The organism is Streptomyces sp. NBC_00252 (assembly GCF_036187565.1).
In the GTDB taxonomy this organism is placed as follows: domain Bacteria; phylum Actinomycetota; class Actinomycetes; order Streptomycetales; family Streptomycetaceae; genus Streptomyces.
Genome location: NZ_CP108087.1, coordinates 7,101,540 through 7,114,892, shown reverse-complemented (window position 1 = coordinate 7,114,892; position 13,353 = coordinate 7,101,540). Strand labels below are relative to the sequence as shown.

The 13,353-nt window shown below is 71.5% G+C and carries 13 protein-coding genes; 9 read left to right on the top strand and 4 right to left on the bottom strand.

Translation table 11 applies throughout. The features are described from left to right. Window positions 1-144: 144 nt before the first annotated feature. Both OHT77_RS31555 and OHT77_RS31550 read right to left on the bottom strand, forming a co-directional pair. Window positions 145-1,317 (bottom strand): serine hydrolase domain-containing protein, encoded by a 1,173-nt coding sequence (locus OHT77_RS31555; RefSeq protein ID WP_328831804.1) that lies wholly within the window; start codon window positions 1,315-1,317, stop codon window positions 145-147. Then, window positions 1,269-2,564 carry a multidrug effflux MFS transporter gene (locus OHT77_RS31550; protein ID WP_328831802.1) on the bottom strand — a complete coding sequence of 432 codons (1,296 nt, stop codon included), beginning with the start codon at window positions 2,562-2,564 and terminating at the stop codon, window positions 1,269-1,271. Before OHT77_RS31550 ends, OHT77_RS31555 begins: the two co-directional genes overlap by 49 nt. Window positions 2,565-2,651: 87 nt before the next feature. Between OHT77_RS31550 and OHT77_RS31545 the strand changes: the two genes are divergently transcribed. Then, entirely contained in the window at window positions 2,652-3,650 is a 999-nt protein-coding gene (locus OHT77_RS31545; RefSeq protein ID WP_328831801.1) for a Gfo/Idh/MocA family protein, read from the top strand. Between the two features lie 17 nt (window positions 3,651-3,667). Then, window positions 3,668-4,429 carry an SDR family oxidoreductase gene (locus tag OHT77_RS31540; RefSeq protein WP_328831800.1) on the top strand — a complete coding sequence of 254 codons (762 nt, stop codon included), beginning with the start codon at window positions 3,668-3,670 and terminating at the stop codon, window positions 4,427-4,429. A 242-nt stretch (window positions 4,430-4,671) separates the two neighbouring features. On the opposite strand, the gene OHT77_RS31535 is transcribed toward OHT77_RS31540, so the two are convergent. Next, a complete protein-coding gene (locus tag OHT77_RS31535) occupies window positions 4,672-5,847 on the bottom strand; it encodes a D-alanyl-D-alanine carboxypeptidase family protein (protein WP_328831799.1) in 1,176 nt (391 codons plus the stop codon). A 274-nt stretch (window positions 5,848-6,121) separates the two neighbouring features. Here OHT77_RS31535 and OHT77_RS31530 point away from each other — a divergent pair, with 274 nt between their 5' ends. Together OHT77_RS31530 and OHT77_RS31525 are read left to right on the top strand one after the other, a co-directional pair. Further along, window positions 6,122-7,597, top strand: coding sequence for an ABC transporter permease (locus OHT77_RS31530; RefSeq protein ID WP_328831797.1), 1,476 nt, complete (start codon window positions 6,122-6,124; stop codon window positions 7,595-7,597). Between the two features lie 96 nt (window positions 7,598-7,693). Further along, window positions 7,694-8,428, top strand: a complete 735-nt coding sequence (locus OHT77_RS31525; protein WP_266768049.1) for an ABC transporter ATP-binding protein — start codon at window positions 7,694-7,696, stop codon at window positions 8,426-8,428. Window positions 8,429-8,690: 262 nt separating this feature from the next. Here the strand turns inward: OHT77_RS31525 and OHT77_RS31520 are convergent, their stop codons facing one another. Beyond that, the gene (locus OHT77_RS31520; RefSeq protein WP_328831796.1) at window positions 8,691-9,017 is read right to left on the bottom strand and encodes a nuclear transport factor 2 family protein; all 327 of its coding nucleotides are present in this window, start codon (window positions 9,015-9,017) and stop codon (window positions 8,691-8,693) included. Between the two features lie 122 nt (window positions 9,018-9,139). Here OHT77_RS31520 and OHT77_RS31515 point away from each other — a divergent pair, with 122 nt between their 5' ends. From OHT77_RS31515 to OHT77_RS31495, 5 genes are all read left to right on the top strand, one after another. Next, a complete protein-coding gene (locus tag OHT77_RS31515) occupies window positions 9,140-9,685 on the top strand; it encodes a DoxX family protein (RefSeq protein WP_328831795.1) in 546 nt (181 codons plus the stop codon). A gap of 36 nt (window positions 9,686-9,721) precedes the next feature. Continuing rightward, window positions 9,722-10,114 carry a MazG-like family protein gene (locus OHT77_RS31510; protein ID WP_328831794.1) on the top strand — a complete coding sequence of 131 codons (393 nt, stop codon included), beginning with the start codon at window positions 9,722-9,724 and terminating at the stop codon, window positions 10,112-10,114. Between the two features lie 142 nt (window positions 10,115-10,256). Further along, window positions 10,257-11,612: a hypothetical protein gene (locus tag OHT77_RS31505; protein ID WP_328834405.1), complete on the top strand. Its 1,356-nt coding sequence runs from the start codon at window positions 10,257-10,259 to the stop codon at window positions 11,610-11,612. A 50-nt stretch (window positions 11,613-11,662) separates the two neighbouring features. Then, complete coding sequence (locus tag OHT77_RS31500) at window positions 11,663-12,580, top strand: NAD(P)-dependent oxidoreductase (RefSeq protein WP_420313482.1); 918 nt, start codon at window positions 11,663-11,665, stop codon at window positions 12,578-12,580. Window positions 12,581-12,696: 116 nt separating this feature from the next. Next, window positions 12,697-13,353: a DUF4232 domain-containing protein gene (locus OHT77_RS31495; protein WP_328831791.1), complete on the top strand. Its 657-nt coding sequence runs from the start codon at window positions 12,697-12,699 to the stop codon at window positions 13,351-13,353.

The window sequence follows — 13,353 nt, the reverse complement described above, 5'->3', positions numbered from 1 at the left end:
AAGTGGCCCGGGGTCCCTGCCGAGGTCCCTGGGGCTCCGCCCCCGGACCCCCGGGCCCTGTGCCCACCCACCGCCCGTGCGGGGCAACGGAAGGGCTCGGCTCAAAAACCCCGGCCCGCCCCCGTCACACCCTCACCGCCCCCGTCACCCCCGCACCGCCCGAGCCACCCTCGTCCCCGCCGCCGCCCGGGGCCCGCTGTCCGCCGGGCGCCTCCGCGGATGCACCGTGTTCGCCAGCAACACCAAGAACGTGTCCGTAGCCGGATCGAGCACCACCGAAGTCCCCGTGAACCCGGTGTGCCCCACCGCTCCCCGACCCGCCAACTCCCCCATGAACCACGCCTGATCGACCCCGAAGCCGAGTCCTGGCGGGGTCAGCAGCAGCTCCACGTAGTCGGAGCCCAGGATGCGCGCGGGGCCGTAGGAGCCGCCCGCCAGCAGGGTGCGGCAGAAGATCGCCAGGTCCCGGGCCGTCGAGAAGAGGCCCGCGTGACCGGCCACCCCGCCCAGCGCCCAGGCGTTCTCGTCGTGGACGACTCCCCGGAGCATGCCGCGGTCGGCCTTGGCCCAGGGGCGGCGTTCGTCCTCTGTCGCCGCCGCGCCGGGGCTGGGGCCGAAGTCCGTCGAGGTCATCCCCAGCGGGCGGGTGATGCCGTCGTGGACGAGGACGTCGAGCGTGCGGCCGGTGATGCGTTCCAGGACGAACTGGAGCAGGAGGAGGTTCAGGTCCGAGTAGACGTACTCGCCCTGCTCACCGACCGGCGCCTCCGTTCGGAGCATCGACAGGCGTTCGGTGTCGTCGGCGCAGTCGTAGAGCGGGAGTTCGGGGCGCAACCCCGAGGTGTGGGTGAGGAGTTGGCGGACGGTGATGCCGTGGCGGGCGGCGGCTCGGAAGTCGGGAAGGTACGCGCCCACCTTCGCGTCTATGCCCAGCGTGCCGCGTTCGATCTGCTGCATCGCCGCGACCGATGTGAAGAGTTTCGTCACGGAGGCCAGGTCGAAGGGGGTGTCCACCCGCGTCGGGACGCGGGACGCCGGGGGCAGTTCGACGCCCCGGTCGGTCTCGGGGTCGTAGGCGGAATACCGTACGGCCCAGCCCGCGGCCTCCTCCACCGCGATCACCGGGCCGCGGCCGGCGACCACGACGGCGCCCGCGGCCCAGGGGCGGTCGCCGGTGGTGAGGTCGTGGACCTCCCGGACCAGGTGGCGGAGTTCCTCGGGGTCGAGGCCCGCCCGTTCCGGGGTGTCGTGGCGCAGTCTCGGGGCGCTCAGCTCCCCACTCCCTCCGCGGTCGTACGTGTGTTCCAGGGACGGCACATTCCCACGAAGCAGGCCACCGCCACCAGTCCGGCCACCAGTTGGACGACCGCCATGGGTACGGCGGTGTGCTCGCCCGCGATGCCGACCAGGGGGGAAGCCACCGCGCCTATCAGGAAGGACGAGGTGCCGAGGAGGGCCGAGGCCGAGCCCGCCGAGTGGCGGGTGCGCATCAGGGCGAGGGTCTGGGCGTTGGGCATCGTCACGCCCATCGCGGACATCAGGACGAAGAGCGCCGTGGCGACCGGGACCAGACCCACTTCGCCGAACGCTCCCGTCGCCATCAGCAGCAGTGCCGTCGAGGCCAGCACGACCACCGCGAGGCCCGCGGCCAGGACCTTGTCCATGGAGACCCGGCCCACCAGCAGCTTGCCGTTGATCTGGCCCACCACGACCAGCCCGACCGAGTTGACGCCGAACAGCAGGCTGAAGGTCTGCGGGGAGGCGCCGTAGATCTCCTGGATGACGAACGGGGACGCCGAGATGTAGGCGAAGAGCGCGGCGAAGGCGAAGCCGCCGGTGAGCATGTAGCCGGTGAAGGGGAGGTCCGTGAGGAGGGCGCGCATCGAGCGCAGGGCCTCCGCCGTGCCGCCCGCGTGGCGGTCGGCCGGGGCGAGGGTCTCGGGGAGGCGGCGCCAGACCAGTGCGGTGAGCAGGATGCCCACGGCCGTGAGGACGACGAACACGCCCCGCCAGTCCGTCACGCGGAGGATCTGGCCGCCGACCAGGGGCGCGACGATCGGGGCCACCCCTGAGACGAGCATCAGGGTCGAGAAGAAGCGGGCCATCGCCACGCCGTCGTAGAGGTCGCGGACGACCGCCCTCGCGATCACTATGCCGGCCGCGCCCGCGAGGCCCTGCGCCAGTCGGAAGGCGATCAGGGACTCGACGTTCGGGGCGATCGCGCAGAGGGCGGTCGCCACGATGTAGATCGCGAGGCCGGTCAGCAGCGGGCGCCTGCGGCCCCACTTGTCGCTCATCGGGCCGACCGCGAGCTGACCGAGGGCCATGCCCGCGAGGCAGGCGGTGAGGGTGAGCTGGACGGTCGCGGCGGGCGCGTGCAGGGAGCGGGTGACCTCCGGGAGCGAGGGGAGGTACATGTCCATCGCGAGCGGCGGGGTCGCGGTGAGGCCGCCGAGCACGAGCACGACGAGGAGTCCCGCGCGCCGGGTCGCCCCGGGCGACGGCACGGCGGACGGTACGACGGACTGCGGCACGCTCGGTGCCTGCGCCCCCTGCTCGGACATGTGCCCCTCCCTCTCCGGGTGATCCGCCACCTATGCTCTCAGCTCGTACAGGGTGCCGAGGGTCTGGTGAGCGAGGGTGGGTCAGCGATGACGGAGCAGAAGGTGCGCTGGGGGGTCCTGGCGACCGGTGGGATCGCCGCCGCGTTCACGGCGGAGCTCGTCGATCTGCCGGACGCCGAGGTGGTCGCGGTGGCCTCCCGCACGGAGGCCTCGGCGAAGGCCTTCGCCGAGCGCTTCGGCATCGAGCGGGCCTACGGCGACTGGGACGCGCTGGCGAACGACGCGGACATCGATGTCGTCTACGTCGCCACCCCGCACGCGGCCCACCGCACGGCGGCCGGTCTCTGCCTGGAGGCGGGGCGCAACGTCCTCGTCGAGAAGGCTTTCACCCTGAACTCCCGCGAGGCCACCGAACTGGTCGCGCTGGCGGCCGACCGCGGCAGCTTCCTGATGGAGGCCATGTGGATGTACTGCAATCCGCTGGTACGGCGGGTCAAGGCCCTCGTCGACGACGGGGCCGTCGGTGAAGTCCGCACCGTCCAGGCCGACTTCGGGCTCGCGGGCCCCTTCCCGCCCTCGCACCGGCTGCGCGACCCGGCACAGGGCGGCGGCGCGCTCCTCGACCTCGGGGTGTACCCGGTGTCGTTCGCGCACCTGCTGCTCGGTGAGCCCGACGACATCAAGGCGTCGGCCGTGCTCTCCCCCGAGGGCGCGGACCTCCAGACGGCGGCCCTGTTCTCCTGGGACAGCGGCGCGCTGGCCGCGCTGCACTGCTCGATCGTCGGCGGTACGGGGACCTCGGCGTCGGTGACCGGTTCGCTGGGCCGGATCGACATCCCGGACGGCTTCTTCCACCCCGAGCGGTTCGTGCTGCACCGGGACGGCCGTGACCCCGAGGAGTTCGTCCTCGACCCGGCGGACGGGCCCCGGAACACCCTGCGGCACGAGGCGTCCGAGGTGATGCGGGCGGTGCGGGCCGGGGAGACGGAGTCGCCGTGGGTGCCGCTGGAGGGCACGCTCGCGGTGATGCGGACGCTGGACGCGGTGCGGGAGCGGATCGGGGTGCGGTACCCGCAGGAGGGGTGACTCGTAGGCTGCGGCCCATGAACGCACAGAACTCGTCGAAGATCGCCGTGGTGACCGGCGCCGGTTCCGGGATCGGCCGCTCGGTGGCCGTGGAACTCCTGCGCGCGGGCTGGTCGGTGGCGCTGGCCGGCCGCCGCACCGGGACTTTGGAGGAGACGGCCGCGCTGGTGCCCGAGGGCGCCTCCCTCGTCGTGGCGACGGATGTGGCGCGGCCGGAGGACGTGGACGCGCTGTTCGACGCGACGGTGGAGCGGTTCGGGCGGGTGGACCTGCTGTTCAACAACGCGGGGACGTTCGGGCCCGGCGGGGTGCCGGTGGAGGAGCTGCCGTACGACGCGTGGCGGCATGTGGTGGACGCCAACCTCAACGGGGCGTTCCTGTGCGCGCAGGCGGCGTACCGGCGGATGAAGGAGCAGGTGCCGCAGGGCGGGCGGATCATCAACAACGGGTCCATTTCCGCCCATACACCCCGTCCGCATTCCGTGGCCTACACCGCGACCAAGCACGCGTTGACCGGGCTCACCAAGTCGCTGTCGCTGGACGGGCGGCCGTACTCGATCGCGGTCGGGCAGATCGACATCGGGAACGCGGCGACCGACATGACGGCGCGGATGGAGACCGGGGCGCTGCAGGCCAACGGGGTGGTGGCCCCGGAACCGGTGATGGATGTGGCCGATGTGGCGCGCACCGTGCGGCACATGGCGGAGCTGCCGTTGGGGGCGAACGTGCAGTTCGCGACGGTGCTGGCGACCGCGATGCCGTATGTCGGGCGCGGCTAGGGCAAGTTGCACAAACGGAATTTGACCGTCCGGACCATTGCGGCCGGTTGCTGACTTATGCTCAACTCTCTCCATCAAAGCTTCACACTTGGAGCACAGGGCTTCCGCACTGCCGGAACCCCGTGTTCCGCAAGCCAATCCGAGGGGGGAGAGGCGACAGTCGTTCCACGGCCCGGGTGGGGGTGGAGCCCGCGTGGGACCGCGGGTTGTGCACCGGACCGTGGAGCGGCTGTCGCGTCACATCAACTCCCGTCGAGATCCCGGGACTTGGCCGCCGCCACGGCCGCCCGCCGCCGGCGCAGCGCGAACGCGCCGCCCGCGAGCACCGCGACCGCGCCCGCCGCACCGCCCAGCATCGGCCAGGGCGAGGAACCGTCCGACGAGGACGAGGCGGAGCTCCCGGAGGCTCCCGGCGCCCCCTTGGCACCCGAAGGTGTCGGGCTCGCGGTGGCCCCGCCCTCGCTCAGCGGATCGACCAGCGTGCCCACGGCGCGGGCCGAACTCCCTTTGCCGAAGCCCCAGTCGAGCAGTGCGGCGGTCTCCTTGTAGACCTCGTTGCCGCCGTTCGCGGGGTGCATCACGGTGACCAGGAGGGTACGGCCGCCGCGGGTGGCGGCGCCGGTGAAGGTGTTGCCCGCGTGACTGGTGTAGCCGTTCTTCACGCCGATGATGCCCGGGTACGGGCGCAGGCCGTAGGCGCCGCTGAGCAGGCGGTCGGTGTTCTGGATCTGGAAGGTCTTCTTGCCGCCGGCCGGGAAGTTCGCGACCCGGGTCGAGCAGTAGGAGCTGAAGTCCTCGTCGTGCAGCCCGTGCCGGGCGAAGAGCGTGAGGTCGTACGCCGACGAGACCTGCCCGGGGTGGTCGAAGCCGTCCGGGCTCACCACATGCGTGTCCAGGGCCTGGAGGTCCTTCGCCTTGGCCTGCATCTCGGCGACGGTCGCGGCGATCCCGCCGTTCATGTGGGCCAGCACGTGCACGGCGTCGTTGCCCGAGCGCAGGAAGACGCCCTGCCACAACTGGTGGACCGTGTACAGGATTCCGGGCTTCACGCCGACGAGGCTGGAGCCGGAGGGGACGTCGGCGAGGTCGGCGTCGGTCACCCGGTAGGTGCGGGTCCGCTCGAACTTGCCCAGCACGGTGTCGGCGAACAGCATCTTCAGCGTGGACGCGGGCGCGAGCCGCTGGTGCGCGCGGTACGAGGCGAGCACTTCGCCGGTCTTGTGGTCGGCGATCAGCCAGGAGCGGGCGGTGAGCTTCTTGGGCAGGGCGGAGGCATCGCCCGCCTGGATCCCGTCCCGGGCCAGGCGCTCACCGCCTATCGCGGTCGCCGCGGACGCGGGAGTCGCCGCCGCCAGGGGAAGAGCGGCGGCGGTCAGGCCGAGAGCGGCACGCCGGGTGAGCCGAGAGGAATCGCGCATCCCGGGACCGTACAAAACGGGGGCGCGGCCGTACGCGGCGGGGTGGCCGCCCGGGGGTCGAATGGGTGATCGACATCCCATGTCAGCAGGCCATTGAACAGGGGTTTCCTGGCAGGAAGCCCTCGGCAGCTTAGGAATGAGCTGTCTGACGCAATTCTGATGTCGGGTCCTTTTTTCTCAGGCCTGACACATCCTTTACTCAGGTCGACTCAAAGGTTTCTCCATAGCTTGTGGCCGCGCCCACAGCGGGCGCCAAGAACCTTTGGGGAATGGGATGTTTGGCATCTATCTCAAGCGCGAGCTGGGCCGTCGCAAGAAGGCGGCCCTGGTCATCGCGATGGGTCTGGCGCTCGGTATCGCGCTGGTCATCACCGTCAACTCGGTGTCGGCCGGCATGAATCAGGCTCAGGACAAGGTCCTCAAGTCTCTTTACGGTCTCGGAACTGACATGACCGTGACCAAAGCACAGTCGGCTCCCAAGGCGGGCAGTTCGCAGGGTCCCAGCTTCAAGTTCGGCGCCACCTCCTCCAGCAGCAGCTCGCAGAGCTCGGACCGGGTGAACACGCAGGGTGGTCAGGCCCTCGCGTCCTCACTGGTCACCAAGGTCGCCGACCAGAAGGGCGTCGCCGACGCGGTCGGCGCGCTCACGCTGAACGTCACCAAGGTCGACGGCTCCTTCACCCAGGGCAAGGCGAAGTCCTCCACCACGTCGGGTTCCTCCTCCGGCGGGCAGCAGGGCGGCCCCGGCGGCGGCACGGGCAACAGCGGCAGCGGTCAGCCCCAAGTCCAGGGCGGCGGCGCCAACTTCAACGTGAACTCGTACTCGGTCGCGGGCATCGACGTCACCGACCAAGCCCTCGGCCCGCTGTCCACCTCGAAGATCACCACCGGCAAGACGTTCACGACCACTCAGACCAACGCGAAGGTCGCGGTCATCAGCGCGTCGTACGCCAAGTCGAAAAAGTACAAGGTCGGTTCGACCTTCTCGATCTCCGGCACCAAGTTCACCGTCATCGGCATCGCGACGCCCAACAGCAGCGAGTCCACGGTCGACGTGTACCTGCCGCTGCAGCAGGCGCAGACGCTGGGCGACTCGAAGAACAAGGTCACCACGATCTACGTCAAGGCGACCGACTCCCAGCAGATCTCGGCCGTCAAGTCGACCATCCAGAAGAACATCTCGGGTACGACGGTCACCACCTCGGCCGACCTCGCGTCCACCGTGTCCGGCTCGCTGTCCACCGCCTCGAACCTGGCGACCAGCGTCGGCAAGTGGCTGTCAATCGCGGTGCTGATCGCCGCGTTCCTCGTGGCCGCGCTGCTCACCTCCTCCGCGGTGTCGCGCCGGGTGCGTGAGTTCGGCACGCTGAAGGCGCTCGGCTGGCCGAGCCGCAAAGTGACCCGGCAGGTCGTCGGCGAGTCCATGGTCAACGGTCTGATCGGCGGCGCGCTCGGTATCGCGCTGGGCCTCGTCGCGGCCTACACGGTCACCGCGATCAGCCCCAAGCTGACCGCGCAGCTCGGCTCCACCGGCGGTGGCGGCATGGGCGGCGGTCCCGGCGGCCAGGGCGGTCCCGGCCGGCAGGCCGCGTCCAACACCCTGGAGATCGCCCTGAACGCGCCGGTCTCGCTGACCACGATCGCCCTCGCGGTGGGTCTCGCCGTCACCGGCGGCCTGATCGCCGGCGCGATGGGCGGCTGGCGTGCCTCCCGGATGCGGCCCGCGGACGCGCTGCGCAGCGTCTCCTAGTCGCCGCCCCCCTGATCCGGGGCGCCGCCTCCACTCCCCCCGAGAGGCGGCGCCCCGACCCTCTGCTTCTTCACTGACGTATCCGACGGAGATCCCATGTACAAGCTCACCGGCGTCACCAAGCGCTACACGCGGGGCAAGGAGACGGTCGAGGCGCTGCGGGGCGTCGACCTCACCATCGAGGACGGCGACCAGCTCGTCATCCAGGGCCCGACCGGCGGCGGCAAGTCGACGCTGCTGCAGATGATCGGCGGCCTTGACCGGCCCTCCGAGGGCAGTGTCGAGCTGGACGGCGTGAACCTCGCCGCGATCAGCGAGGCCAAGCTGACCCGGCTGCGCGCCGAGAAGATCGGCATCATCTTCCAGTCCTTCAACCTCATCCCGACGCTCACCGCGCAGGAGAACGTCGAGACGGCCCTCGTCCCGCTCGGCGTCAAGCCCGCCGAGCGCCGCGAGCGGGCGGCCGAGGCGCTCACGTCGGTGGGCCTCGGCGACCGGCTCCGGCACGCCCCGTCCGAGCTCTCCGGCGGCCAGCAGCAGCGCGTCGCGATCGCCCGCGCGCTGGTCAAGAAGCCCAAGGTGCTCCTCGCCGACGAGCCCACCGGCAACCTCGACGAGGGCACCCGCGACGACATCATGGGCCTGCTCGAAGGCCTCTGGCACGAGTACGGGCTGACGTTCATCATGGTCACCCACGACTCGTCGATCGCCCGCCGCGCACCCCGCCTGGCCACGATCAAGGCCGGCCGGATCACGCTGACCGAACAGGGCCGCGGCGGTCAGTTCACCTCGCAGCAGCAGTACGCGCAGCAGGGCAACCAGGGGTACTGAGCCGGACCCGCCCCAACTGGGCACTCCTGCCCGCCTGTTGGTCCCCGCAGGGGCCGTTCACCTACCGAGCACGTGGTCGACCTCGGCCACCTGCCCGGGAGTGGACGGCCCCTGCGGCGAACACGGCGGCGCGGCCCGGGTCGTCGGTGCTCCAGGCGTGGGCGCGGATCAGCCCCTCGCGTCAGGAGTTGGAGCGCACTTCAGGGCAAGGTGCTTTCGACGTTCGGCCCTTCACGGAGGCCCGCCGGGATTTCTACGGCGGTCAGGCCTGCCCGGTCTCGAAGCGGGCGATCCTGCCGTCGTCGCCGACCATGAAGGTCCACCGGGTGCGCATCTCGCCCCACGCGTCGTTCGAGTAGCGGGCGACGAGGGCCCGGCCGCCGTCCGACTCGCGGTCGACCTGCATGTGGCCGTGCGAGGAGAAGATCTCCCGGTCGATCCACTCGGCGAGGTCACGGTCGGAGCCGTCGTCCGCCATCGTGGCGCCCGGCGCGAGCAACGCCAGGAAGGCGTCCCGGTCATGGGCGTTGACGGCGCTGACGAACGCCCGGACGGCCGGATCGCTGAGCTTGGCTGTCTGAATCGTCATGCCGGTCAGACTCACACCGTTCCCCGCACCCCGCCACCCGAACGGCCGCGCGAACCCGCCCGCCCCGCGCCCGGGATGCGACGGTGGAGGGACCGTCCCCGCCGTCTGTCCAGGGAGTCACCGTGACCTGTTACGACCGAAACGATCTGGGCCTGCTGCTGCTCCGGCTGGGTACCGGCGGCGTGCTGGCGGCGCACGGCGCGCAGAAGCTGTTCGGCTGGTTCGGCGGGGGCGGCATCGAGGGCACCGGCGCGGCCATGGAGGCGATGGGGTACTCCCCCGGCAAGCAGAGCGCCGTCATGGCGGGCCTCTCCGAAGCGGGCGGCGGCGCGCTGCTCGCGCTGGGCCTCGCGACCCCGGCGGCGGGCGCGGCGGCGGCCGGCGCGATGGCGGGCGCGACCGCCGTGCACGCGCCCAACGGCTTCTTCGCGGCGGGCGGCGGCTACGAGTACGCGGCCTCCCTCGCCCTGACCGCGGCCGGCCTCGCGGTCACCGGACCCGGCCGTATCTCCCTGGACCACGCGCTCGGCCACGCGGTGAACCGGGGCTGGATGGTCCCGGCCGCGCTCGCGGTGACCGGCGCGGCGACGGCCGTGGTGATCGGCCTGCGGAACCGGCGGGTGCGGGAAGCCGCGGAGTTCGGTCAGGAGACCTTGTTCGACGAGTAGGGCGGACGTGTCGGCGGGTGCTGGCAGGCTGGGCGCATGAGCGATCAGAACGACCGGGCCGCCGACCTCTGGTCCGGCATCGACGACCTGTGGACCTGGCTGGACCGCATCGACCCCCTCGACGGCAAGGAGGGCATGCTGCTGTGCATGCTGAAACTGTCCGAGGAGGTCGGCGAGGTCGCCCAGGCGGTGATCGGCGTGACCGGCCAGAACCCGCGCAAGGGGGTCACCCACACCTGGGAGGACGTGCAGGCCGAGTTGTGCGACGTGGTGATCTCCGCGCTGGTGGCGCTGCGCACGCTGACCCCCGACACACGGGAGGTCTTCACCCGTCATCTGACCCGGGTGATGGAGCGCTCCCTCGGCCCGTCCGCAGTTGTTCACCCGCAGGACCTGCCCACACCCCGTGGAGTTGGTGAAGCCCGCTGAACCTTCTCGTCGACACCGAGCCGACGAAGGGGTCCCCGTGCAGCAGGACTACGCAATCTCCGACGGAGCGTTCTCCAAGGGAGCGCGCTCCGAGGGAGTTTCCGCCAGTGGAGTCTTCTCCAGCGGGCGCAGGGCGGTCGCCGTGGCGGGCACCTGCCTCGCCCTCGCCGCCCTGGGCCTGGGCAACGGCCAGGCGCACGCGGCGAGTTACGGCACACCGACCATCTCCCTCTCGGCGGCCTACCTGTCCGGCGCGGTGGGCGCGGCCGGTGACCCGACGGTCCAGGTGACGGTCGCCCAGAGCGGGGCGGACGTCAGCGCGTTGACGGTCGCGGCGAGCAAGAGCAGCAAGACGTCCGTGGCGCCGACGAGCGCGGTGACCGTCACCGGCACCGGCGCGACCCGCCGGCTCGCCGTCGCGGCGGCCGCGCAGGGCTACACCGACCTGACGGTGAAGGTCACGGGCCTCGGCGGCAAGACGGCCACGAAGACCCTGCACTACGCGGCCTCGGCGGCGGCCCAACTGCCTGCCGACACCCGCTACTTCACCGGCTCCAGCGACGCCTCCGCCGCCGTCGACGTGGGCGGCGGCTATGTCGTCGTGGCGGACGACGAGTCCAACGTCCTGCGTCTGTACGACCGTTCGGCGTCCGGTGCGCCCGTGAAGACGTGGGACTTCAGCGACGACATCGACGTGTCCAAGGAGATCGACATCGAGGGCGCGGCCCGCGTCGGCGACACGATCTACTGGACCGGCTCGCTGGGCAACAACAAGGACGGCGAGTACAAGTCGGACCGCAACACGGTCTTCACCACCAAGGTGACCGGCACCGGCGCCAACACGGCGCTGTCCTACGGCAGTTCGTACGGCAAGCTGCGCGACAACCTGGTGGCGTGGGACAAGGCGAACGGCAACAAGTACGGCTTCGCGGCGGGTACGGCCGACGGTGAGATCCCCAAGGAGATCGACGGGTTCAACGTGGAGGGGCTGGAGTTCGCGCCCGGCTCGACAACCACCGCGTACCTCGGTTTCCGCGCACCGCTCGCCCCGGCGGTCGCGGGCGGCAAGGCGCTGCTGGTGCCGGTCACCAACATCGACAAGGTGGTCGCGGGCGGCACCGCGGCGACGTTCGGCACGCCGATCGAGCTGGACCTCGGCGGCCTCTCGGTGCGGGACATCCGCAAGAACGCGGCGAACCAGTATCTGATCGTGGCCGGTTCCTGGGCCGCCGACGACAACTCCGACGCGTACGCCCTCTACTCCTGGACCGGCAAGGCGGCCGACAAGCCGGTCAAGCTGCGGGACCTGCCGACCACGGACCCGGGCGCGTGGGAGGCCGTCGTCGACGTACCGGACCTGACGGCCTCGGGTGCCCGCGCCCAGCTGATCACCGACGACGGCGCGGCCGACCTGTACGGCGACGGCACCGAGGCGAAGGACCTCTCGCACCCGGAGTGGCAGAAGTCGCGCGCGACCTGGTTCACGGTCACCGGCTGACGGGCGGCGCGCGCCCCGCCGGGAGGCCGGGCGCGCGTCACCCTGGCACCCTGGTCCTCGACAACACCGTCGAGGACGAAAGCCGAGACATGACCACCGAGAAGCTGACCGTAGGCGTCCTGGGCACCGGCATCATGGGCGCCGCGATGGCCCGCAACCTCGCCCGCGCCGGACACACCGTCCACGCCTGGAACCGCACCCGTGCCAAGGCCGATCCCCTGTCCGCCGACGGCGCGCACGTCACCGACACGATCGCGGACGCCGTACGCGACGCGGACGTCGTCCTCACGATGCTCTACGACGGCGACACCGTCCTCGACGTCATCCGCGAGGCGGCACCGGCCCTGCGTCCCGGCGCCGCGTGGGTCCAGTCGACGACGTCCAGCCTCGAATCGGTGGGCGAACTGGCCGAGTTCGCGGCCCGGCACGACCTCGTCTTCTACGACGCCCCCGTCCTCGGCACCCGCCAGCCCGCCGAGGCCGGTCAGCTCACCGTCCTGGCGGCGGGCCCGGAGTCCGGCCGTGAGACGGTGACCCCGGTCTTCGACGCGGTCGGTGCCCGCACGATGTGGGTGGGCGAGGACGGCGCGGCGGCGACGGCGACCCGGCTGAAGCTGGTCGCCAACAGCTGGGTGCTGGCGGTGACGAACGCGGCGGGCGAGGCGCTGGCCCTGTCCAAGGGGCTGGACGTGAACCCGCAGGACTTCCTCGACCTCATCGCGGGCGGCCCGCTCGACATGGGCTATCTGCACGCCAAGTCGGCGGCGATCCTCGACGACCAGCTGACACCGGCGAGTTTCGCGGTCACCACGGCGGAGAAGGACGCCCGGCTGATCGTGCAGGCGGGCGCGGCGAACGGTGTGCGGCTGGATGTCGCCGCCGCCGGGGCGGAGCGGTTCGCGCGGGCCGCCGCGCAGGGGCACGGCGACGAGGACATGGCGGCGGCGTATTTCGCCAGCTTCGACTGAGCGTCACCATTGCGTCACAGGTGGTGCACGGGCGGAACTCCTTGCACGGGTGGACCTGTCTCCCCCCGCGAGCGCCGGGGAAGTCCGGCCCGTGCACAGCCAGTTCGGGGGACGTCATGCAGAAGAGCAGCATTCGCAGGAGCGCGTCGGTCGTGGCCGCGGTGTCGGTGGCGGCGGTGGTGATGACGGGGTGTCAGCCGGGCGACACCCCGGCAGACGGTGGCGGCACGTCGTCGAGGACGCCGACCGCGACCGCTTCCTCCCCCACCTCGTCCGCCTCCCCCACTTCGCCCTCCTCTCCCGCCGGGTCCGGGTCCAACGGCGGGGCGGCGAAGGCCTGTTCGCCGGACTCCCTGAAGGCGAGCGCGTACCAGGCCGCCGATCGCCCGGTCGGCACCGGGACCGGAGCGGCGATCGTCCGGTTCACCAACGCGGGCGCCAAGTCCTGTGTCCTCCAGGGCCATCCGACGGTCGCCGGCGCCGCGAACGGCTCCCCGGAACTCAATGTGCCGCTGACGGTCACCCCCGTCGGCCCCGCCTCCCCCGTGAAGCTCGCCCCCGGCGCGCAGGCCTGGCTGAAGCTGACCTTCGTGCAGGTCCAGGGCGAGGGCGACGGCTACTGCGAGTCCGGTTCGGCGCCCGTCCTCTACCCGACGATGGTGATCGGCCTGCCGGACTCCGGGGCCCACCAAGTCGCCCTGGACGACGGTCAGTTCGCGGAGTGCGACGGCACCCTGACCGCGACGGCCGTCACAGCGACGAAGCCTTCCTGA